General features: G+C 68.9%; 16 protein-coding genes, 1 rRNA gene and 1 riboswitch. Of the genes, 12 read left to right on the top strand and 5 right to left on the bottom strand.

The window, feature by feature from the left end:
* From rrf to ABZ880_RS05130, 11 genes are all read left to right on the top strand, one after another.
* Positions 1-95: ribosomal RNA gene (gene rrf / locus ABZ880_RS05180) — 5S ribosomal RNA — on the top strand; the annotation flags it as partial.
* 109 nt (positions 96-204) lie between these two features.
* Positions 205-813, top strand: coding sequence for a CDP-alcohol phosphatidyltransferase family protein (locus ABZ880_RS05175; protein ID WP_361257053.1), 609 nt, complete (start codon positions 205-207; stop codon positions 811-813).
* Positions 814-928: 115 nt separating this feature from the next.
* Complete coding sequence (locus tag ABZ880_RS05170) at positions 929-3424, top strand: mannose-1-phosphate guanyltransferase (RefSeq protein WP_361257050.1); 2496 nt, start codon at positions 929-931, stop codon at positions 3422-3424.
* A 167-nt stretch (positions 3425-3591) separates the two neighbouring features.
* Positions 3592-4437, top strand: coding sequence for a DUF881 domain-containing protein (locus ABZ880_RS05165; RefSeq protein WP_361257048.1), 846 nt, complete (start codon positions 3592-3594; stop codon positions 4435-4437).
* A complete protein-coding gene (locus ABZ880_RS05160; RefSeq protein WP_003988855.1) occupies positions 4434-4766 on the top strand; it encodes a small basic family protein in 333 nt (110 codons plus the stop codon). The genes ABZ880_RS05165 and ABZ880_RS05160 overlap by 4 nt, the downstream gene beginning before the upstream one ends.
* A gap of 5 nt (positions 4767-4771) precedes the next feature.
* The gene (locus tag ABZ880_RS05155) at positions 4772-5614 is read left to right on the top strand and encodes a DUF881 domain-containing protein (protein ID WP_361257045.1); all 843 of its coding nucleotides are present in this window, start codon (positions 4772-4774) and stop codon (positions 5612-5614) included.
* A gap of 61 nt (positions 5615-5675) precedes the next feature.
* Positions 5676-6581, top strand: coding sequence for an FHA domain-containing protein (locus tag ABZ880_RS05150; protein WP_361257042.1), 906 nt, complete (start codon positions 5676-5678; stop codon positions 6579-6581).
* Positions 6582-6624: 43 nt separating this feature from the next.
* A complete protein-coding gene (locus ABZ880_RS05145) occupies positions 6625-7362 on the top strand; it encodes a MerR family transcriptional regulator (RefSeq protein WP_361257039.1) in 738 nt (245 codons plus the stop codon).
* An 86-nt stretch (positions 7363-7448) separates the two neighbouring features.
* Complete coding sequence (locus tag ABZ880_RS05140) at positions 7449-7922, top strand: bifunctional nuclease family protein (protein WP_004002801.1); 474 nt, start codon at positions 7449-7451, stop codon at positions 7920-7922.
* A 260-nt stretch (positions 7923-8182) separates the two neighbouring features.
* Positions 8183-8824, top strand: a complete 642-nt coding sequence (locus ABZ880_RS05135; protein ID WP_361257036.1) for a MerR family transcriptional regulator — start codon at positions 8183-8185, stop codon at positions 8822-8824.
* A gap of 67 nt (positions 8825-8891) precedes the next feature.
* Positions 8892-10259, top strand: coding sequence for a DNA polymerase IV (locus tag ABZ880_RS05130; protein WP_361257033.1), 1368 nt, complete (start codon positions 8892-8894; stop codon positions 10257-10259).
* 21 nt (positions 10260-10280) lie between these two features.
* Here the strand turns inward: ABZ880_RS05130 and ABZ880_RS05125 are convergent, their stop codons facing one another.
* Positions 10281-10658, bottom strand: a complete 378-nt coding sequence (locus ABZ880_RS05125) for a PRC-barrel domain-containing protein (RefSeq protein ID WP_361257030.1) — start codon at positions 10656-10658, stop codon at positions 10281-10283.
* 113 nt (positions 10659-10771) lie between these two features.
* Positions 10772-10867: riboswitch (glycine riboswitch) on the top strand.
* A 178-nt stretch (positions 10868-11045) separates the two neighbouring features.
* Here ABZ880_RS05125 and gcvP point away from each other — a divergent pair.
* Complete coding sequence (gcvP, locus tag ABZ880_RS05120) at positions 11046-13931, top strand: aminomethyl-transferring glycine dehydrogenase (RefSeq protein ID WP_361257027.1); 2886 nt, start codon at positions 11046-11048, stop codon at positions 13929-13931.
* Positions 13932-13972: 41 nt separating this feature from the next.
* Here gcvP and ABZ880_RS05115 read toward each other — a convergent pair whose 3' ends face one another.
* From ABZ880_RS05115 to modA, 4 genes are all read right to left on the bottom strand, one after another.
* Positions 13973-14392 carry a TOBE domain-containing protein gene (locus ABZ880_RS05115; protein ID WP_361257024.1) on the bottom strand — a complete coding sequence of 140 codons (420 nt, stop codon included), beginning with the start codon at positions 14390-14392 and terminating at the stop codon, positions 13973-13975.
* A gap of 27 nt (positions 14393-14419) precedes the next feature.
* Complete coding sequence (locus ABZ880_RS05110; RefSeq protein ID WP_361257112.1) at positions 14420-15451, bottom strand: ABC transporter ATP-binding protein; 1032 nt, start codon at positions 15449-15451, stop codon at positions 14420-14422.
* Positions 15452-15647: 196 nt separating this feature from the next.
* On the bottom strand, positions 15648-16505 hold the full coding sequence (gene modB, locus ABZ880_RS05105) for a molybdate ABC transporter permease subunit (RefSeq protein WP_361257020.1): 858 nt from the start codon (positions 16503-16505) through the stop codon (positions 15648-15650).
* Complete coding sequence (gene modA / locus ABZ880_RS05100; protein WP_361257017.1) at positions 16502-17332, bottom strand: molybdate ABC transporter substrate-binding protein; 831 nt, start codon at positions 17330-17332, stop codon at positions 16502-16504. The genes modB and modA overlap by 4 nt, the downstream gene beginning before the upstream one ends.
* Positions 17333-17397: the final 65 nt, after the last annotated feature.

Below are 17397 nucleotides of genomic sequence, written 5' to 3'. Positions count from 1 at the left end.
AAACGCCCGGTTACATTCCGAACCCGGAAGCTAAGCCTTACAGCGCCGATGGTACTGCAGGGGGGACCCTGTGGGAGAGTAGGACGCCGCCGAACTCCCTTTAGAGCTCTGGCTCTTGGGCACACAGCCCAAGAGCCAGAGCTTTTTTGCGTTGAGGTAAGGTCAGGGGGCATCGTTGGCACGTTTCCCACAGGAGGCTCCCGGGTGGAGGTCCAGGAGACCCGCGTCCAGACAGACCGGGTCCTCACCATCCCCAACATCCTCAGCATGGCGCGTCTCGTCGGCGTGCCGATCTTCCTGTGGCTGATTCTGAGGCCTGAGTTCGGAGGACCCAAGAGTGACGGGTGGGCGCTGCTGGTGCTGGCTCTGAGCGGGGTCAGCGACTATCTGGACGGCAAGCTCGCACGGCGTTGGAACCAGATCAGCAGCCTCGGCCGGCTCCTGGATCCCGCGGCCGACCGGCTCTACATTCTCTCGACTCTGGTCGGTCTTACCTGGCGCGAGATTCTGCCAATCTGGTTGACCGCTGTACTTCTGTTGCGAGAGCTGGTCCTGCTGGTGATGGTGGGCATCCTCAGGCGGCACGGCTATCCGCCGCCCCAGGTGAACTTCCTGGGTAAGGCGGCCACCTTCAACCTGATGTACGCCTTCCCGCTGCTCTTGCTCAGTGACGGAACTGGATGGATCTCGTCACTCGCTGCTATTTTCGGATGGGCGTTCGCTGGTTGGGGTACAACGCTCTACTGGTGGGCAGGAGTCCTCTACGTAGTACAAGTCCGCCGCCTGGTTCGTGCGGACGCCATGGCCGATTGAACTCGCCGATTGCTGCGGCCGAAGCGGCCCGATGGCCCTCGGTGGAAAAGTGCGGGACAATCTGGACGGGTGAAGTCGGCTAGACCGTCGTCTCTTTGAGGAGGACGCTTCCGACATGAAGGCCGTCGTGATGGCCGGAGGCGAAGGCACACGCCTTCGCCCCATGACCTCAAGCATGCCCAAGCCGCTCCTACCCGTGGCCAACCGCCCGATCATGGAGCACGTGCTGCGGCTGCTCAAAAGGCATGGGCTGAACGAGACCGTCGTAACTGTCCAGTTCCTGGCCTCATTGGTCAAGAACTACTTCGGTGACGGCGAGGAGCTCGGAATGGAGCTCTCCTATGCCAATGAGGAGAAGCCACTCGGTACCGCCGGGAGCGTCAAGAACGCCGAAGAGGCGTTGAAGGACGATGCTTTCCTCGTTATCTCCGGTGATGCCCTGACTGACTTCGACCTCACCGAGCTCATCAGTTTCCACAAGGAAAAGGGTGCGCTGGTCACTGTGTGTCTGACTCGTGTGCCCAATCCGCTGGAATTCGGCATTACGATCGTCGACGAAGAAGGCAAGGTCGAGCGGTTTCTCGAGAAGCCGACGTGGGGGCAGGTCTTCTCGGACACCGTGAACACGGGCATCTATGTCATGGAGCCCGAGGTCTTCGACTATGTCGAGCCCGATGTGCCCGTCGACTGGTCGGGCGATGTCTTTCCGCAGTTGATGAAGGAAGGCAAGCCGATCTACGGCTATGTCGCGGAGGGGTACTGGGAGGACGTCGGCACACACGAGAGTTATGTGAAGGCGCAGGCCGACGTGCTGGAAGGCAAGGTCGACGTCGAGATCGACGGGTTCGAGATCTCGCCGGGTGTGTGGGTGGCCGAGGGTGCCGAGGTGCATCCGGACGCGGTTCTCCGTGGGCCTCTCTACATCGGTGACTACGCCAAGGTCGAGGCCGGTGCGGAAATCCGTGAGCACACCGTGGTCGGCTCGAACGTGGTCGTCAAGAGTGGTGCTTTTCTGCACAAGGCCGTCGTGCACGACAACGTGTACGTGGGCCAGCACAGCAATCTGCGTGGCTGCGTCGTCGGAAAGAACACCGACATCATGCGTGCCGCGCGGATCGAGGACGGCGCCGTCATCGGTGACGAGTGCCTGATCGGTGAAGAATCGATCGTTCAGGGCAATGTGCGGGTCTACCCGTTCAAGACCATCGAGGCCGGTGCCTTCGTCAACACGTCGGTCATCTGGGAGTCCAGGGGCCAGGCCCATCTCTTCGGTGCTCGTGGGGTCTCCGGCATCCTGAACGTGGAGATCACGCCCGAGCTCGCCGTGCGCCTGGCCGGCGCCTACGCGACGACGCTCAAGAAGGGCTCCACCGTCACCACGGCCCGCGACCACTCCCGTGGTGCCCGGGCACTGAAGCGGGCGGTCATCTCCGCGCTGCAGGCCAGCGCCATCGACGTACGCGATCTGGAGAACGTACCGCTGCCCGTCGCCCGGCAGCAGACCGCGCGGGGCAGTGCCGGCGGGATCATGATCCGGACCACGCCCGGTGTGCCGGACTCCGTGGACATCATGTTCTTCGACGGGAACGGTGCCGACCTGTCGCAGGGCAGCCAGCGGAAGCTGGACCGGGTGTTCGCGCGGCAGGAGTATCGGCGGGCGTTCCCGGGCGAGATCGGGGACCTGCACTTCCCTGCCAGTGTCTTCGACTCGTACACCGGGTCGCTGCTGCGGAATGTCGACACGACCGGGATCTCCGAGTCCGGGTTGAAAGTCGTCGTCGACGCGTCGAACGGCAGTGCCGGGCTCGTCCTGCCGAGTCTGCTCGGCAAGCTCGGGGTCGACTCGCTGACGATCAACCCCGGTCTCGATGAGTCCCGGCCTACGGAGACCGGTGACCAGCGGCGTTCGGGGCTGGTGCGGCTCGGCGAGATCGTTGCCTCGTCGCGGGCGGCGTTCGGCGTGCGGTTCGATCCCGTGGGCGAGCGGCTCTCCCTCGTCGACGAGAAGGGCCGGATCATCGAGGACGACCGGGCGCTGCTCGTCATGCTCGACCTGGTCGCCGCCGAGCGGCGCAGCGGGCGCGTGGCGCTGCCGGTGACCACGACGAGGATCGCCGAGCAGGTGGCGGCGTACCACGGGACGCAGGTGGAGTGGACGACGACCTCGCCCGACGACCTGACCAGGGTCGGGGGCGACGACTCGACCATCTTCGGCGGTGACGGCAAGGCCGGTTTCATCGTCCCGGAGTTCAGCAGTGTCTTCGACGGTACGGCTGCCTTTGTGCGGTTGATCGGGCTGGTGGCGCGGACGCAGCTCACGCTCAGCCAGATCGACGCACGGATTCCGCGGGCGCACGTCCTCAAGCGGGATCTCGCGACTCCCTGGGCGGTCAAGGGACTTGTGATGCGTCGCGTGGTCGAGGCGGCCGGAGACCGCTTCGTGGACACCACCGACGGCGTGCGGGTGGTGGAGACCGACGGACGCTGGGTGATGGTGCTGCCCGACCCGGCCGAGGCCGTCACCCATCTTTGGGCGGAAGGCCCGGACGACGCCTCCGCGCAGGCCCTGCTCGACGAGTGGTCGGCGGTCGTGGACAGCGCCGGACGCTGAAAATCGCAGCACGCGTGCGTGCCGGACAAGTGTCCCCAAGGGGGCCTGTCCGGCACGCCGGTGGGGCCATTCGGAGGTAGTGGTCGCGACGTGCGACGATGTGCGGCATGCCGCAGCAGCCCCCCGTTCGGAGCACACCTACGCGCCCTTCGCGGCCGGACGCGTCCATGTTCCTGCTCACCAACGTCATGGACCACAGCCTCGACGACGGCTACGCCGAGGCAGCTGCCCGTAAGAAGGCGGAGGGTGCCGGCGGTCTGCCGAAGACCCTGCGGGCCAAGCTGGGTCTTGCCGCCGGGCTGGTGCTGGCGGCCCTTGTCGTGACCGTCGGAGCGGCGCAGGCCCGCGTGGCGGCTCCGGTCGTCGCCAAGGAGCGCGAGGAGCTGATCGACCGTATCGACCGGGAGACCGCGGCGGCCGACAAGCTGGAGGGCTCCGTCGACAGGCTGCGCGACGAGGTGAGCGAGCGACAGCGGGAGGCGCTCGAGAAGAGCGGCAGCGGGGACCAGAGCGAGCTGGTGGGCATTCTGTCGGGTGCTGTCGAAGTGCATGGACCCGGCGTGAAGCTGGTCGTGAACGATGCCAAGGAAGCCACCAGCGGCGGTAACGGCAATCCGCGCGAGACTTCTGACTTCTCCGACACCGGTCGGGTGCGCGACCGTGACCTGCAGCGCGTGGTCAACGGGCTGTGGGAGTCGGGGGCCGAGGCCATCTCCATCAACGGGCAGCGGCTGACCGCCCTGTCGGCGATCAGGGCCGCGGGTGACGCGATACTGGTCGACAACAAGCCACTGGTGCCGCCCTACACGGTGCTCGCCGTGGGGAACGGCAAGCAGCTCAGCACCAGGTTCCAGAACAGCGCCGACGGGCTGTATCTGCACGCCCTGCAGGAGAGCTACGGCATCCGGACCGCCATCTCCGTGGAGAGCGACCTCCGGCTGCCCGCCGCACCGAGTGTGATCGTACGTACTGCACAGCCGAAGACCGAGAAAACGGAGAAGGACACATCGTGATCGCCGTACTGGGCCTCGTCGTGGGAGTCGTGGCCGGACTGTTGGTCCGGCCGGAGGTTCCGGCGGTCGTCGAGCCTTATCTGCCGATCGCCGTCGTGGCGGCGCTGGACGCCGTCTTCGGTGGTCTGCGGGCCATGCTCGACGGCATCTTCGACGACAAGGTCTTCGTTGTGTCGTTCCTGTCCAATGTGGTCGTGGCCGCGCTGATCGTTTTCCTGGGCGACAAGTTGGGCGTGGGCGCCCAGCTTTCCACGGGTGTTGTCGTGGTCCTCGGTATCCGCATCTTCTCCAACGCCGCGGCGATCCGTCGGCACGTGTTCCGGGCGTGACGCCGATGAGCCACCAGGACGAGGCCCCCGAGCCCGAGAACAGGCTGCGCAAGGAACTGCCGGAAGAAGTGCCCCAGACGGCGTCCGAAGCCGCGGACGCAGCCGAGGAGAAGCCCGAGCCCGGGCTGACCGGCCGCCAGCGTCTGGCGAAGGGCCTGTGGCCGCCGCGTGTCACGCGGGCCCAACTCATCGTCGCCGTGCTGCTGTTCGGGCTCGGCTTCGGTCTGGCAGTGCAGGTCGCCTCGAACAGCGACAGTGACAGCGCCCTGCGCGGCGCGCGTCAGGAAGATCTCGTTCGCATCCTCGATGAACTCGACGACCGTACTCAGCGTCTTGACGACGAGAAGCAGGGACTGGAGAAGCAGCGCGACGAGCTGGAGAACAGCTCCGACCAGGCCGAGGAGGCCCGCAAGCAGACTGTCGAGAAGGAGAAGCAACTCGGCATTCTGGCGGGCACGGTGGCCGCGCAGGGTCCCGGCATCACGATGACGATCGAGGACACGAAGGGAACGGTCGAGGCGGACATGCTGCTCGACGCGATCCAGGAGCTGCGCGCGGCCGGGGCGGAGGCGATCCAGGTGAACGGCGTGCGCGTGGTTGCCGGAACGTATCTCACGGACTCCGGCAAGAGCGTCAGCGTTGACGGGAACAAGATCAACGCGCCCTATCGTTTCAAGGTCATCGGCAAGCCGGCGGACCTCGAGCCGGCCCTCAACATCCCTGGAGGCGTGGTGCAGACTCTTGAGAAGGAGCAGGCCACCGTTACCGTCGAGCGGTCGACCAAGATCGTCGTGGACGCCTTGCGAGCCGCGAAGCAGCCTGACTACGCTCGGTCGTCCTCACGGTGAACCGGCGGTGCATGGGGGACGTCGGGCGGGGGCATGAGGTTGCGGGGGGTCGGCGCACCGAATGGGTGGTGCGTGGTGGAAACTGTTTGGTGGATACGGACGTTGTGAGGATGTCCGGGTCGGCCGGTGTATGCAATCAGGGTTCGTCCTGCCCCACGGGCGGGTCTGTTTCGGTCAAGGGGAATCGCCCGTGAAGTTGTTTGCGAAGTTGTTCGGCAAGAGCGCGCGAGAGGGCAGTGACAACGCGACTGCCCGTCATCGCGCACAGCCCGACGCAGAGGATCAGCGTCCGCTGTTCCGGGACCAGGTAGGCGGTCCGGGCGGCGACATTTCCGGAGGTCAGGGCGCGCCGTCTGTTGACCCTGCGCAGTCCGGCGGCATAGGTTTCGGGCAACCGTCAACCTCAAGTACGGGTGGAGGGTTTTCCCCAATGTCGGCCCTGGTGTGTACGAGGTGCGGTAACCGCAACGCGGAGAACAGCCGCTTCTGCTCCAACTGCGGTGCTCCGCTGCGGGCCGGGGCCGCGGCCGAGCGACCGTCCGAGACGACGTCGACGATCTCCATCTCCGGTATCGAGGCCTACGACTCCGAGGTCACCGGTCAGACGCAGGTGCCGGCGCTGTCCCCCGAGGCGCAGGCGGCCGTCGACGCGCTGCCGCTGGGCTCCGCGCTCCTGGTCGTGCGCCGCGGTCCGAACTCTGGCAGCCGTTTCCTCCTGGACGGCGACCTGACCACGGCTGGGCGTCATCCGCAGAGTGACATCTTCCTGGACGACGTGACGGTCTCGCGTCGCCACGTGGAGTTTCGCCGCGGCGCGGACGGCTCGTTCACGGTGGCCGACGTGGGCAGTCTGAACGGTACGTACGTCAACCGCGAGCGGATCGACCAGGTCGCCCTGAACAACGGTGACGAGGTGCAGATCGGCAAGTACCGGCTGGTCTTCTACGCGAGCCAGCGGGGCTACTGACCGGCCCCCGGGCTCCGTCCCGGGGGAACCCCAGGGAAGGTCCATGTTTCGAACACCGAGCGGCGGTGCCGGACACGGCACCGCCGCCACGGACAGTGGGCTGATGAGCATCGGCACAGTGCTGAACGTGCTGCGCGACGAGTTCCCCGAAGTCACCATCTCCAAGATCCGTTTTCTGGAGTCGGAGGGGCTGATCGAGCCGCAGCGGACCCCTTCGGGATATCGCAAGTTCAGCGCCGACGACGTCGAGCGCCTCGGACACGTCCTGAGGATGCAGCGGGACCACTATCTGCCGCTCAAGGTGATCCGCGAGCACCTGGAGGCCATGGAGCGCGGTGAGGCCGTGCCACTGCCCACGGTGGGCCGTCAGCGCGACGGTGAGCCCGCCCTGGAGGTCTCCGAGGCCCCCATGGCGGCCCGGATCGCGAAGGCCGAGCTGCTGGCCGCCGCCGGGATCGGTGAGCAGGAGCTCGAGGAGTGGGAGTCGTACGGGCTCGTGGCGCCGCTGGAGGACGGGGCGTACGACGCGGAGACGGTCACCGTGGCCTCCCTCGTGGTCGAGCTGGGGCGGTTCGGGATCGAGCCACGGCACCTGAGGGTGATGAAGGCCGCCGCCGACCGCGAGGCCGGGCTGGTGGACCAGGTCGTGGCCCCCCTGAAGCGGCACCGCAATCCGCAGACCAGGGCGCACGCGGAGGCGCGTACGAAGGAGCTGGCGGCGCTCACCGTCAGGCTGCACGCGGCGCTCGTGCAGACCGCGCTCGGCGTGCGACTGCCCTGAGCCGGGCGTGCCCTGTGAGGGCCGGAACGTCCCCCCGTTTTCTGCCCGACTACCCAAACGTCCCGGGCACGTCCTAGGGTTGCTGTGTGAACGAGCTCGATGTCGTAGGTGTCCGGGTCGAAATGCCCTCCAACCAACCGATCGTGCTCCTGCGTGAAGTGGGAGGCGACCGCTACCTCCCCATCTGGATCGGGCCGGGGGAGGCGACCGCGATCGCCTTCGCCCAGCAGGGCATGGCCCCCGCGCGACCGCTGACCCACGACCTGTTCAAGGACGTGCTGGAGGCCGTCGGCCAGGAGCTCACCGAAGTGCGCATCACGGACCTGCGTGAAGGCGTCTTCTACGCGGAGCTGGTCTTCGCCAGCGGCGTCGAGGTGAGCGCTCGCCCGTCCGATGCCATAGCGCTGGCCCTGCGCACCGGAACGCCGATCTACGGCAGCGACGGCGTGCTCGACGACGCGGGCATCGCGATTCCGGACGAGCAGGAGGACGAGGTGGAGAAGTTCCGCGAGTTCCTCGACCAGATCTCGCCGGAGGATTTCGGGACCAGCAGCCAGTGAGGCGTGGCCGGCCCGGCAGACCCGCGGTCCCGTGACCGCCGGTGGGTGGTCGATCACGGCTTAAATGCCCGCATTTGCCAATGGCGAGTGAGGGCGTCCTACGACCCGCTCCGAGCGCATTCGGCTAGCCTTTCCCCGCGATGGGGTACGGGAAACCACTCCTAGGGTGATTATCACTCGGCGTGCCGAGTGTGGCGGTCGTTGACGCACCCCTGGTGGCTGCCTACCGTCGAGGAGGCAGGTCAAGGACGGAGGTCGGCGTGAGAAGCACCGGCGACGGTACGGCTGGGGGTGCCCCCGGACGCGGTTTCGGGGGGAGCAGCCCGTACCCGCTTCACGGCAGCGCGGCCGATCACGTCCCGCAGCGACCGGCGGCCGTGCCGAGCAGCGGAGGGGCGGCATCCATGGCGTCCGAGATCGGCTACCGCGGTCCGACGGCCTGCGCGGCCGCGGGCATCACCTACCGGCAACTGGACTACTGGGCGCGCACCGGGCTCGTCGAGCCCAGCGTGCGGCCCGCCTACGGGTCGGGGACGCAGCGGCTGTACAGCTTCCGGGACGTCGTCGTCCTGAAGATCGTCAAGCGCTTCCTGGACACCGGTGTCTCGCTGCAGAACATCCGCACCGCGGTGCAGCATCTGCGTGAGCGCGGGTTCCGGGACCTGGAGCGCATGACGCTGATGAGCGACGGCGCCACGGTCTACGAGTGCACGTCGCCCGACGAGGTCCACGCGCTGCTCCAGGGCGGCCAGGGGATCTTCGGGATTGCCGTCGGGGTGGTGTGGCGGGACGTCGAGAGCGCGCTGTCGCAGCTGCACGGCGAGCGGATCGACACCGGCGAGACCCTGATCGGGAACAACCCGGCCGACGAGCTGGCGCGGCGGCGGAACCGGGCCGTCTGACGGCGCTTTCCCCTCCTGGGGCTCTGGCGGCACTGCATTGTCAGTGGCGTGGTGCAGCATCGGAGATGTGAGAAACGCGCCCACGATCCTGCATCTCGACATGGATGCCTTCTACGCCTCGGCGGAGCAGGCATCCAAGCCGAGCCTGCGTGGGAAGGCCGTGATCGTGGGCGGGCTCGGGCCGCGCGGGGTGGTCGCCACGGCGTCGTACGAGGCGCGGGTCTTCGGGGTGCGGTCGGCGATGCCGATGGCCCAGGCGCGGCGGCTGGCGCCGAACGCCGCGTATCTCGTGCCGCGCTTCGGGTTCTACCGGTCGATCAGCGAGCAGGTGATGGAGCTGCTGCACTTGCTGTCGCCGCTGGTGGAGCCGCTGAGCCTGGACGAGGCCTTCGTGGACCTGGAGGCCGGGGACGCGGCATGGGACGAGGCGTCGGCCCGGCTGGTGGCGGAGAAGCTGCGCGCCGACATACGGGCTGTCACGGGCCTCACGGGGTCCGTGGGCCTGGCCGCCTGCAAGATGCTCGCGAAGATGGCCTCCGAGGAGGCCAAGCCGAACGGGCTGGTCGTGGTCGAGCCCGGGACCGAGCGGGCCAAGCTCGGGCCGATGTCGGTGCGCATGCTGCCGGGGGTCGGGCCGGCCACGGGGGACCATCTGCGGCGGGCGGGGATCACCACGGTCGACGAGATCGCCGAGGCGGGCGAGGACGAGCTCGTACGGCTGCTGGGCAAGGCCCACGGGCACGCCTTGTACGCCATGGCGCTGGCGCACGACGACCGGCCTGTGGTGGCCGAGCGGGAGGCGAAGTCCGTGTCGGTCGAGGACACCTACGACGTGGACATCCACGACCGGATCAGGGTGGGGTTCGAGGTGCAGCGGCTGGCCGACCGGTGTGTGCGGCGGCTGCGCGGTGCGCGGCTGTCGGGGCGGACCATCGTGCTGAAGGTGCGGCGGTACGACTTCTCCACGCTGACCCGGTCCGAGACGCTGCGCGGGCCCACGGACGACCCGGCGGTGGTGCGGGAGGCCGCGGCCCGGCTGCTGGACTCCGTGGACACCACGGGCGGCGTGCGGCTGCTCGGGGTGGGCGTCACCGGGCTTGCCGACTACACGCAGGAGGACCTGTTCGCGCAGGCGGCGGGGGAGGTGGCGGAGCATCCCGAGGAGGACGGCGACCAGGAGCCCGTCGAGGAGCAGCAGGTGCCCGCCGACCGGCGCTGGCCCGCGGGGCACGACGTGCGGCATGCCGAGTTCGGGCACGGATGGGTGCAGGGCAGCGGGCTCGGGCGGGTCACCGTACGGTTCGAGACGCCCGATTCGGAGCCGGGGCGGGTGCGGACGTTCCGGACCGACGACACCGAGCTGGAACCGGCGGATCCGTTGCCGCTGGTGCCGCGAAGACCCGGGGCGGGCGCAGCCCCCGCGGGGGCTGCGTGAGAGGTGCAAGTGAGGGCCGTGTCAGGCGTCGGCGTCCTCCGTGCCCGCGAGCCGGCCGAAATCCCGGTCGGGGACGTCGGGCGGAGGGGTGAGACCGAGGCCGTAGTGGTGGTAGAGCTGGAGTTCCTGTTCGGGGGAGAGGTGGCGGCCCACGCCGAAGTCGGGGGCGTCCTTGATGAGTGCCCGGTCGAAGGGGACGTGCAGGGTGCCCTCGACCAGTTCGCTGGGCTCCAGGGGCACGAAGGCGTCCCGGGAGAACAGGCCGGTGCGTATGGCCGCCCACTCCGGCGCGCCGGTCGCGTCGTCGAGGTAGACCTCGTCGATGGTGCCGATCTTGGTGCCGTTGCGGTCGAACGCCTTGCGGCCGATCAGGTTGCGCGGATCGATGTCGGTCTGCACGGGCCCTCCACTTGGTCGCAACTCATCCGTAAGCACTACAAAAGAGCACATTGGAGATGGCGGCCACTCGAAGGATCGGGTGTTGCGCTCGCTGGTAGGCTGACAGCGGCTGCTGACCCTGTGCGGGAGAGTCCTCCGGACACCATCGGAGGCGCCGAAGGAGCAAATCCTCCCCGGAATCTCTCAGGCCCACGTACCGCACGGACGAGGTCACTCTGGAAAGCAGGGCGGGTGTCGACGGCCTCCGCTCTCACCGACGGTGAAAGCCGGAAGCCCTTTGGGTGATCCGGTGAAGCTCTCAGGTTGAGATGACAGAGGGGGAGGCCGTCCGGGTACCCGCGCCGTGGTGCCCCTCGAAGGTCGTGTCAGACCAGGAGGCCTCCGCAAATGACCGCCCATCGCATTCCGCTCTCCGAGCTCGAACAGGGGATCCCTTTCGAGCAGCGCCACATCGGGCCCGACCACGAGGCCCGGGCCAAGATGCTCGCGCACGTCGGATACGGCTCGCTGGACGAGCTCACCGCCGCCGCGGTCCCGGATGTGATCAAGAACGCCGACGCGCTCGAGCTGCCGGGTGCGCGCACCGAGGCCGAGGTGCTGGCCGAGCTGCGCTCGCTGGCCGATCGCAACCAGGTGCTCGACTCCATGATCGGGCTCGGGTACTACGGGACCTTCACGCCGCCGGTGATTCTGCGGAACGTCATGGAGAACCCGGCCTGGTACACGGCCTACACGCCGTATCAGCCCGAGATCTCGCAGGGGCGGCTCGAGGCGCTGCTGAACTTCCAGACCATGGTCGCCGACCTCACCGGGCTGCCCACCTCCGGTGCCTCGCTGCTCGACGAGGGGACGGCCGCCGCCGAGGCCATGGCGCTGTCCCGGCGCATGGGCAAGAACAAGAAGGGGCTGTTCCTGGTCGACGCGGACGTGCTGCCGCAGACCATTGCCGTGATCGAGACCCGCGCCGAGCCGGCCGGTGTGGAGGTCGTGGTCGCCGACCTCAGCGACGGGATCCCGGCCGAGGTCGCCGGGCGTGAGATCAACGGCGTGCTCGTCCAGTACCCGGGCGCCTCCGGCGTCGTACGTGACATCAAGGCGGTCGTCGACCAGGCGCACGAGCTGGGCGCCCTGGTCACTGTCGCCGCGGATCTCCTCGCTCTGACCCTGCTGAAGTCGCCCGGTGAGCTCGGGGCCGACATCGCGGTCGGTACGACCCAGCGGTTCGGTGTGCCGATGGGCTTCGGCGGGCCGCACGCGGGCTACATGGCCGTACACGAGAAGTTCGCGCGCAGTCTGCCCGGGCGGCTGGTGGGTGTGTCCCTGGACGCGGACGGGCACAAGGCGTACCGGCTGGCGCTGCAGACGCGTGAGCAGCACATCCGGCGGGAGAAGGCCACCAGCAACATCTGCACCGCGCAGGTGCTGCTCGCCGTCATGGCCGGGATGTACGCCGTGTACCACGGGCCCGAGGGACTGAAGGGCATCGCACGGCGCACCCACCGGTACGCCACCATCCTCGCCGAGGGGCTCAAGGGCGGTGGCGTCGAGATCGTGCACGGTTCCTACTTCGACACGATCACCGCGCGCGTGCCGGGCGGGGCCGCCGAGGTCGTCGCCGCCGCGCGGGAGAACGGGGTCAATCTGCGCCTCGTCGACGCCGACCATGTGTCGATCGCCTGCGACGAGACCACCCTGCGGGCCCAACTGGGCGCCGTATGGACCGCGTTCGGGGTCAAGGGAGACATCGAGGCGCTGGACGCGGCGGCCGAGGAGGCGATTCCCGCCGATCTGCTGCGCACCGACGAGTACCTCTCCCACCCCGTCTTCCAGCAGTACCGCTCCGAGACTGCGATGCTGCGCTACCTGCGCAGGCTCGCCGACCGCGACTACGCGCTCGACCGCGGCATGATCCCGCTGGGCTCCTGCACGATGAAGCTCAACGCGACCACCGAGATGGAGCCGGTCACCTGGCCCGCGTTCGGGCAGCTGCACCCCTTCGCGCCGGCCGAGCAGGCGCAGGGGTATCTGACGCTGATCCGTGAGCTCGAGGAGCGGCTCGCCGAGGTCACCGGGTACGACAAGGTGTCGTTGCAGCCCAACGCCGGGTCGCAGGGGGAGCTGGCCGGGCTGCTCGCCGTGCGCGGGTATCACCGGGCCAACGGGGACGAGCAGCGGACCGTGTGCCTGATTCCGTCCTCCGCGCACGGCACGAATGCCGCCAGCGCCGTGATGGCCGGGATGAAGGTCGTCGTCGTGAGGACCGCCGAGGACGGCGAGATCGACGTCGAGGATCTGCGGGCGAAGATCGAGCAGTACCGTGACGAGCTGTCGGTGCTGATGATCACGTACCCCTCGACGCACGGCGTGTTCGAGGAGCATGTCGCCGACATCTGCGCGCAGGTGCACGAGGCGGGTGGTCAGGTCTACGTCGACGGTGCCAACCTCAACGCCCTTGTCGGGCTTGCCAAGCCGGGCCACTTCGGCGGTGACGTCTCGCACCTGAACCTGCACAAGACCTTCTGCATCCCGCACGGCGGCGGTGGCCCGGGCGTCGGTCCGGTCGGTGTGCGGGCACACCTGGCGCCGTATCTGCCGAACCACCCGATGCAGCCCGCGGCCGGTCCGGAAACGGGTGTCGGGCCCGTCTCGGCCGCGCCCTGGGGGTCCGCGGGGATCCTGCCGATCTCGTGGGCGTACGTCCGGCTCATGGGCGGCGAAGGGCTGAAGCGGGCGACCCAGGTGGCGGTGCTCTCCGCCAACTACATCGCCAAGCGGCTGGAGCCGCACTACCCGGTGCTCTACACCGGCCCCGGCGGGCTGGTCGCGCACGAGTGCATCATCGATCTGCGGCCGCTGACCAAGGCGACGGGTGTGACGGTGGACGATGTGGCCAAGCGGCTCATCGACTACGGCTTCCACGCGCCGACGATGTCGTTCCCGGTGGCCGGCACGCTGATGATCGAGCCGACCGAGTCCGAGGACATCGTGGAGCTGGACCGGTTCTGCGAGGCGATGATCGCCATTCGTGCGGAGATCGAGAAGGTCGGCGCGGGCGAGTGGCCGGCGGACGACAATCCGCTGCGGGAGGCTCCGCACACCGCCGCCGCGCTGGGCGGTGAGTGGGAGCACGCGTACTCGCGCGAGGAAGCCGTGTTCCCGGCCGGGGTGTCGGCCGCCGACAAGTACTGGCCGCCGGTGCGCCGGATCGACCAGGCCTTCGGCGACCGGAACCTGGTGTGCTCGTGCCCGCCGCTGGATGCGTACGAGGACTGACACTGCGAGCCAGGGCCCCGCTTCGGCGGGGCCCTTTCGCGTTACGCCGTCGCCAGGGAGATCTCCGTGGACTTGATCAGGGCCACGACGGGGGTGCCTGCCGTCAGGGCCAGCTCCGTGACGGCGTCCTTGGTGATCGCGGAGGTCAGTTCGCCTCCGTCGACGGCGACCTTGACGGAGGCCATCGCGCCGCCGGTGGCCACGTCGGTGACCGTGCCGGGGAGTCGGTTGCGGATCGAGAGACCCTCGACCGGGGCGGTGGCCAGGGAGATCTCCGTCGACTTCACCAAGGCGCGTACGGCGGTGCCCGAGGCGAGGCCGAGGTCCTCTACGGACTCGAGGGTGATCGCCGCGGTGATGTCCTGGCCGCCGGTGAGGCGGACCTTGACGGTGGCCATCACCTCGCCGGGGGTGACGGCGGTGACGGTGCCGGGGATCTGGTTGCGGATGCTCAGGGTCATGGGCATCAACTTACGGCTCTTTGCGGCTCATGCCGGGTATGCATGCGTCTGCGCCGCCTTGACCGTCGCCCAGACCGGTGCGCCCGGGTGCAGGTCGAGTTCGGCGGCGGCGACCGTGGTGAGGTCGGCGGCGAGGGGGAGTTCGCCGGTGAGGTCGGCGCGGATCTGGTCGCCGTGGGTTTCCAGGCCCGCGACCTCGCAGCGCCAGTGGTTGCGGGCGCTGGAGCCGGTGGGCGGGTCGCGGAAGAGGGTGACGGCGCTGGGCGGGAACGCTACGAAGACCGGGCCGGACAGGTCTTCCGTGGTGGTGATGGCGGGGCCTGTGTCGAGGTGGACGGTGTGGCCTTCCGCCTGGCCCTTGTAGAGGTTCAGGCCCACCAGTTGCGCGATGTAGTCCGTGCGGGGGTGGCGGGCGATGTCGGCGGGGGTGCCTTCCTGTACGACGCTGCCGTGCTCGATGACCACCAGGCGGTCGGCCAGGACCATGGCGTCCAGGGGGTCGTGCGTCACGAGGACGGCGACCGCCTCGAACTCGGCCAGGTGACGGCGGAGTTGGGCGCGTACGTCCAGGCGGGTGCGCGCGTCGAGGGCGGCGAGGGGCTCGTCCAGGAGCAGGAGGCGGGGGTTGGTGGCCAGGGCGCGGGCCAGGGCCACGCGTTGGGCCTGGCCACCGGAGAGGTGGCGGGGCTTGGCGGTGGCGTGGTCGGCGAGGTCCATGCGGTGCAGCCACTCGGCGGCGATGGCTCGGGACTCGGCCTTGGTGGCGCCCTGGCAGCGGGGGCCGAACGCGACGTTGTCGAGGGCCGTGAGGTGAGGGAAGAGGAGGTAGTCCTGGAAGACGACGCCGACGGGGCGGGATTCGGGGGGCGTGCGGTCCAAATCGGTGCCGTCCAGGCGTAGGTGGCCGGTGGTGAGGGGGACGAGGCCGGCGAGGGCGCGTAGGGCGGTGGTCTTGCCTGCGCCGTTGGGGCCCAGGAGGGCGAGTACGTCGCCGGGGGCGGCGGTGAGGGTGATGTCCAGGCGGAAGGGTTCTCGGTCGACTACGAGGTGGGTGTGCAGGCCGTCGGGGGTGTGCGTTTTCGGGTGCGGGTGCGGGTGTGTGGGGGGCACGCGGCCTTCGGCCGGGTTTGTGTTCCCACCCGCACCACCCGTACTGCCTTCGTGGCTGGGTGCGGGTGGCCCCTGTGGGGGCTGAGCGCCGTCGGCGGCTGTGCGGTGGGTGTTCGTCATCGGATCGGCCTCCGGCGCGGGCTCGTCATGATGGTGTCATCCAGCGGTCCCGCAGGCCCGCCAGTACCACGATTGACACCGCGAGGAGTACCAGGCTGAGGGCGATGGCCGCCTCCGGGTTGTTCTGGAGGGCCAGGTATACGGCCAGGGGCATTGTCTGGGTGCGGCCCGGGAAGTTGCCCGCGAAAGTGATCGTCGCGCCGAATTCGCCCAGGGCCCGGGCCCAGGCCAGTACGGAGCCCGCTGCGATGCCCGGGGCGATCAGGGGCAGGGTGACGCGGCGGAACGCGGTGAAGCGGGAGGCGCCCAGCGTCGTGGCCGCCTCCTCGTAGCGGGGGTCGGCGGCGCGCAGGGTGCCCTCCACGCTGATGACCAGGAACGGCATCGCGACGAAGGTCTCCGCGACGACAACTCCCGTGGTGGTGAAGGGGAGTGTGATGCCGAACCAGGAGTCCAGCAACTGGCCGACCACGCCGTTGCGGCCGAGGGCGAGGAGGAGGGCGACTCCGCCGACGACCGGGGGCAGGACCAGGGGCAGGGTCACCAGGGCGCGCACCAGGCCGCGGCCGGGGAAGTTCGTGCGGGCCAGCAGCCAGGCCAGGGGGACGCCGATGACCAGGCTCGCCGCCGTCGCCACCGTCGCGCAGACCAGGGACAGGCGAAGGGCCTGCCATACCTCGGTGCTGGTCAGCTGATCGGGCAGCGTGCTCCATGGGGCTCGTACGAGAAGGGCGACGAGAGGGAGGAGCAGGAAGGCCAGGCCGAGCAGGGCGGGGAGGAGGAGGGGGAGCGGGACTCCGCGGCGGGCCGTCCGGACACGTCCGCGCCGCGGGCCGCCCTGGAGGGTGTCGGCCGCGGCGTGGGACTTGTCGGTCGGGGTCACGGCTTGAGGAACCCGGCCTCGCTCAGGACCTTCTGGCCCTCGGCGGACTGCACCAGCGCGATGAACGCCTTGGCGGTCTCGGCGTTCTTCGAGCTGTTGAGCAGGGTGATCGGGTAGTCGTTGACGGCGTCGGCGGACTCGGGGAACTCCACGCCCTCCACCTTGTCACCGGCCGCCTTCACATCGGTCTTGTAGACGACCGCCGCGTCGGCCTCCTTCAGCTCGACCTTCGTCAGGGCGCTCTTGACGTCCTGCTCGTAGGAGACCGGGGTGAGCTTCAGCTTGCCGGCGTCCAAGGCCTTCTGGGCGGCGGCGCCGCAGGGCACCGTCTTGTCGCAGAGCACCACCTTCAGGCCGGACTTGGTGAGGTCCTTGAGGGAGGAGACCTTGTCGGGGTTGCCCGGCAGGGTGGCGATCTCCAGCTGGTTACGGACGAAGGTGGCCGGGGTGGTGGCGTTGTCCTTCTTGTCCGTCACGATCTTCATGGTCTTGGGGCTGGCGGCGGCGAAGACGTCGGCCGGGGCGCCACCGGTGATCTGCGCGGCGAGGGTGTCGCTGCCGCCGAAGCTGAAGTTGACCTTGGTGCCCGGGTGTTCCTTCTCGAACTGCTTGCCCAGGGTCGTGAAGCTCTCCTGGAGCGAGGCGGCCGCGAAGACGGTGACGTCGCCGGACAGCTTCGGCGAGGAGGACGCCGAGGAGTCGGACTTCGCCGAGTTCGAACCGGAGTCGGAGTCGGACGAGGAGCACGCGCTCAGGGCCAGCAGCGCGGCGGCTCCTGCACCGGCCACCTGCAGGGTCCGGCGGGTCCGGCGCGCGGAACGGGTCATCACGGGTCCACTCCCTCTGTTTCTTCGTGGAGGAGCCCGTCGGGTTCCCCCTGTGCGCCGATCAT

This window comes from Streptomyces sp. NPDC047043 (assembly GCF_040644055.1).
Lineage (GTDB): Bacteria > Actinomycetota > Actinomycetes > Streptomycetales > Streptomycetaceae > Streptomyces.
Note: the sequence above shows the minus strand (reverse complement) of the source record. Positions and strands in the feature narration are given on the sequence as shown.

Excerpts from the sequence above, each read along its gene's own strand:
- ABZ880_RS05170 (WP_361257050.1), top strand. The coding sequence starts at position 929 with ATGAAGGCCGTCGTGATGGCCGGAGGCGAAGGCACACGCCTTCGCCCC.
- ABZ880_RS05165 (WP_361257048.1), top strand. The coding sequence starts at position 3,592 with ATGTTCCTGCTCACCAACGTCATGGACCACAGCCTCGACGACGGCTAC.
- ABZ880_RS05155 (WP_361257045.1), top strand. The coding sequence starts at position 4,772 with ATGAGCCACCAGGACGAGGCCCCCGAGCCCGAGAACAGGCTGCGCAAG.
- ABZ880_RS05150 (WP_361257042.1), top strand. The coding sequence starts at position 5,676 with ATGGGTGGTGCGTGGTGGAAACTGTTTGGTGGATACGGACGTTGTGAG.
- ABZ880_RS05145 (WP_361257039.1), top strand. The coding sequence starts at position 6,625 with ATGTTTCGAACACCGAGCGGCGGTGCCGGACACGGCACCGCCGCCACG.
- gcvP (WP_361257027.1), top strand. The coding sequence starts at position 11,046 with ATGACCGCCCATCGCATTCCGCTCTCCGAGCTCGAACAGGGGATCCCT.
- ABZ880_RS05115 (WP_361257024.1), bottom strand. The coding sequence starts at position 14,392 with ATGACCCTGAGCATCCGCAACCAGATCCCCGGCACCGTCACCGCCGTC.
- modA (WP_361257017.1), bottom strand. The coding sequence starts at position 17,332 with ATGACCCGTTCCGCGCGCCGGACCCGCCGGACCCTGCAGGTGGCCGGT.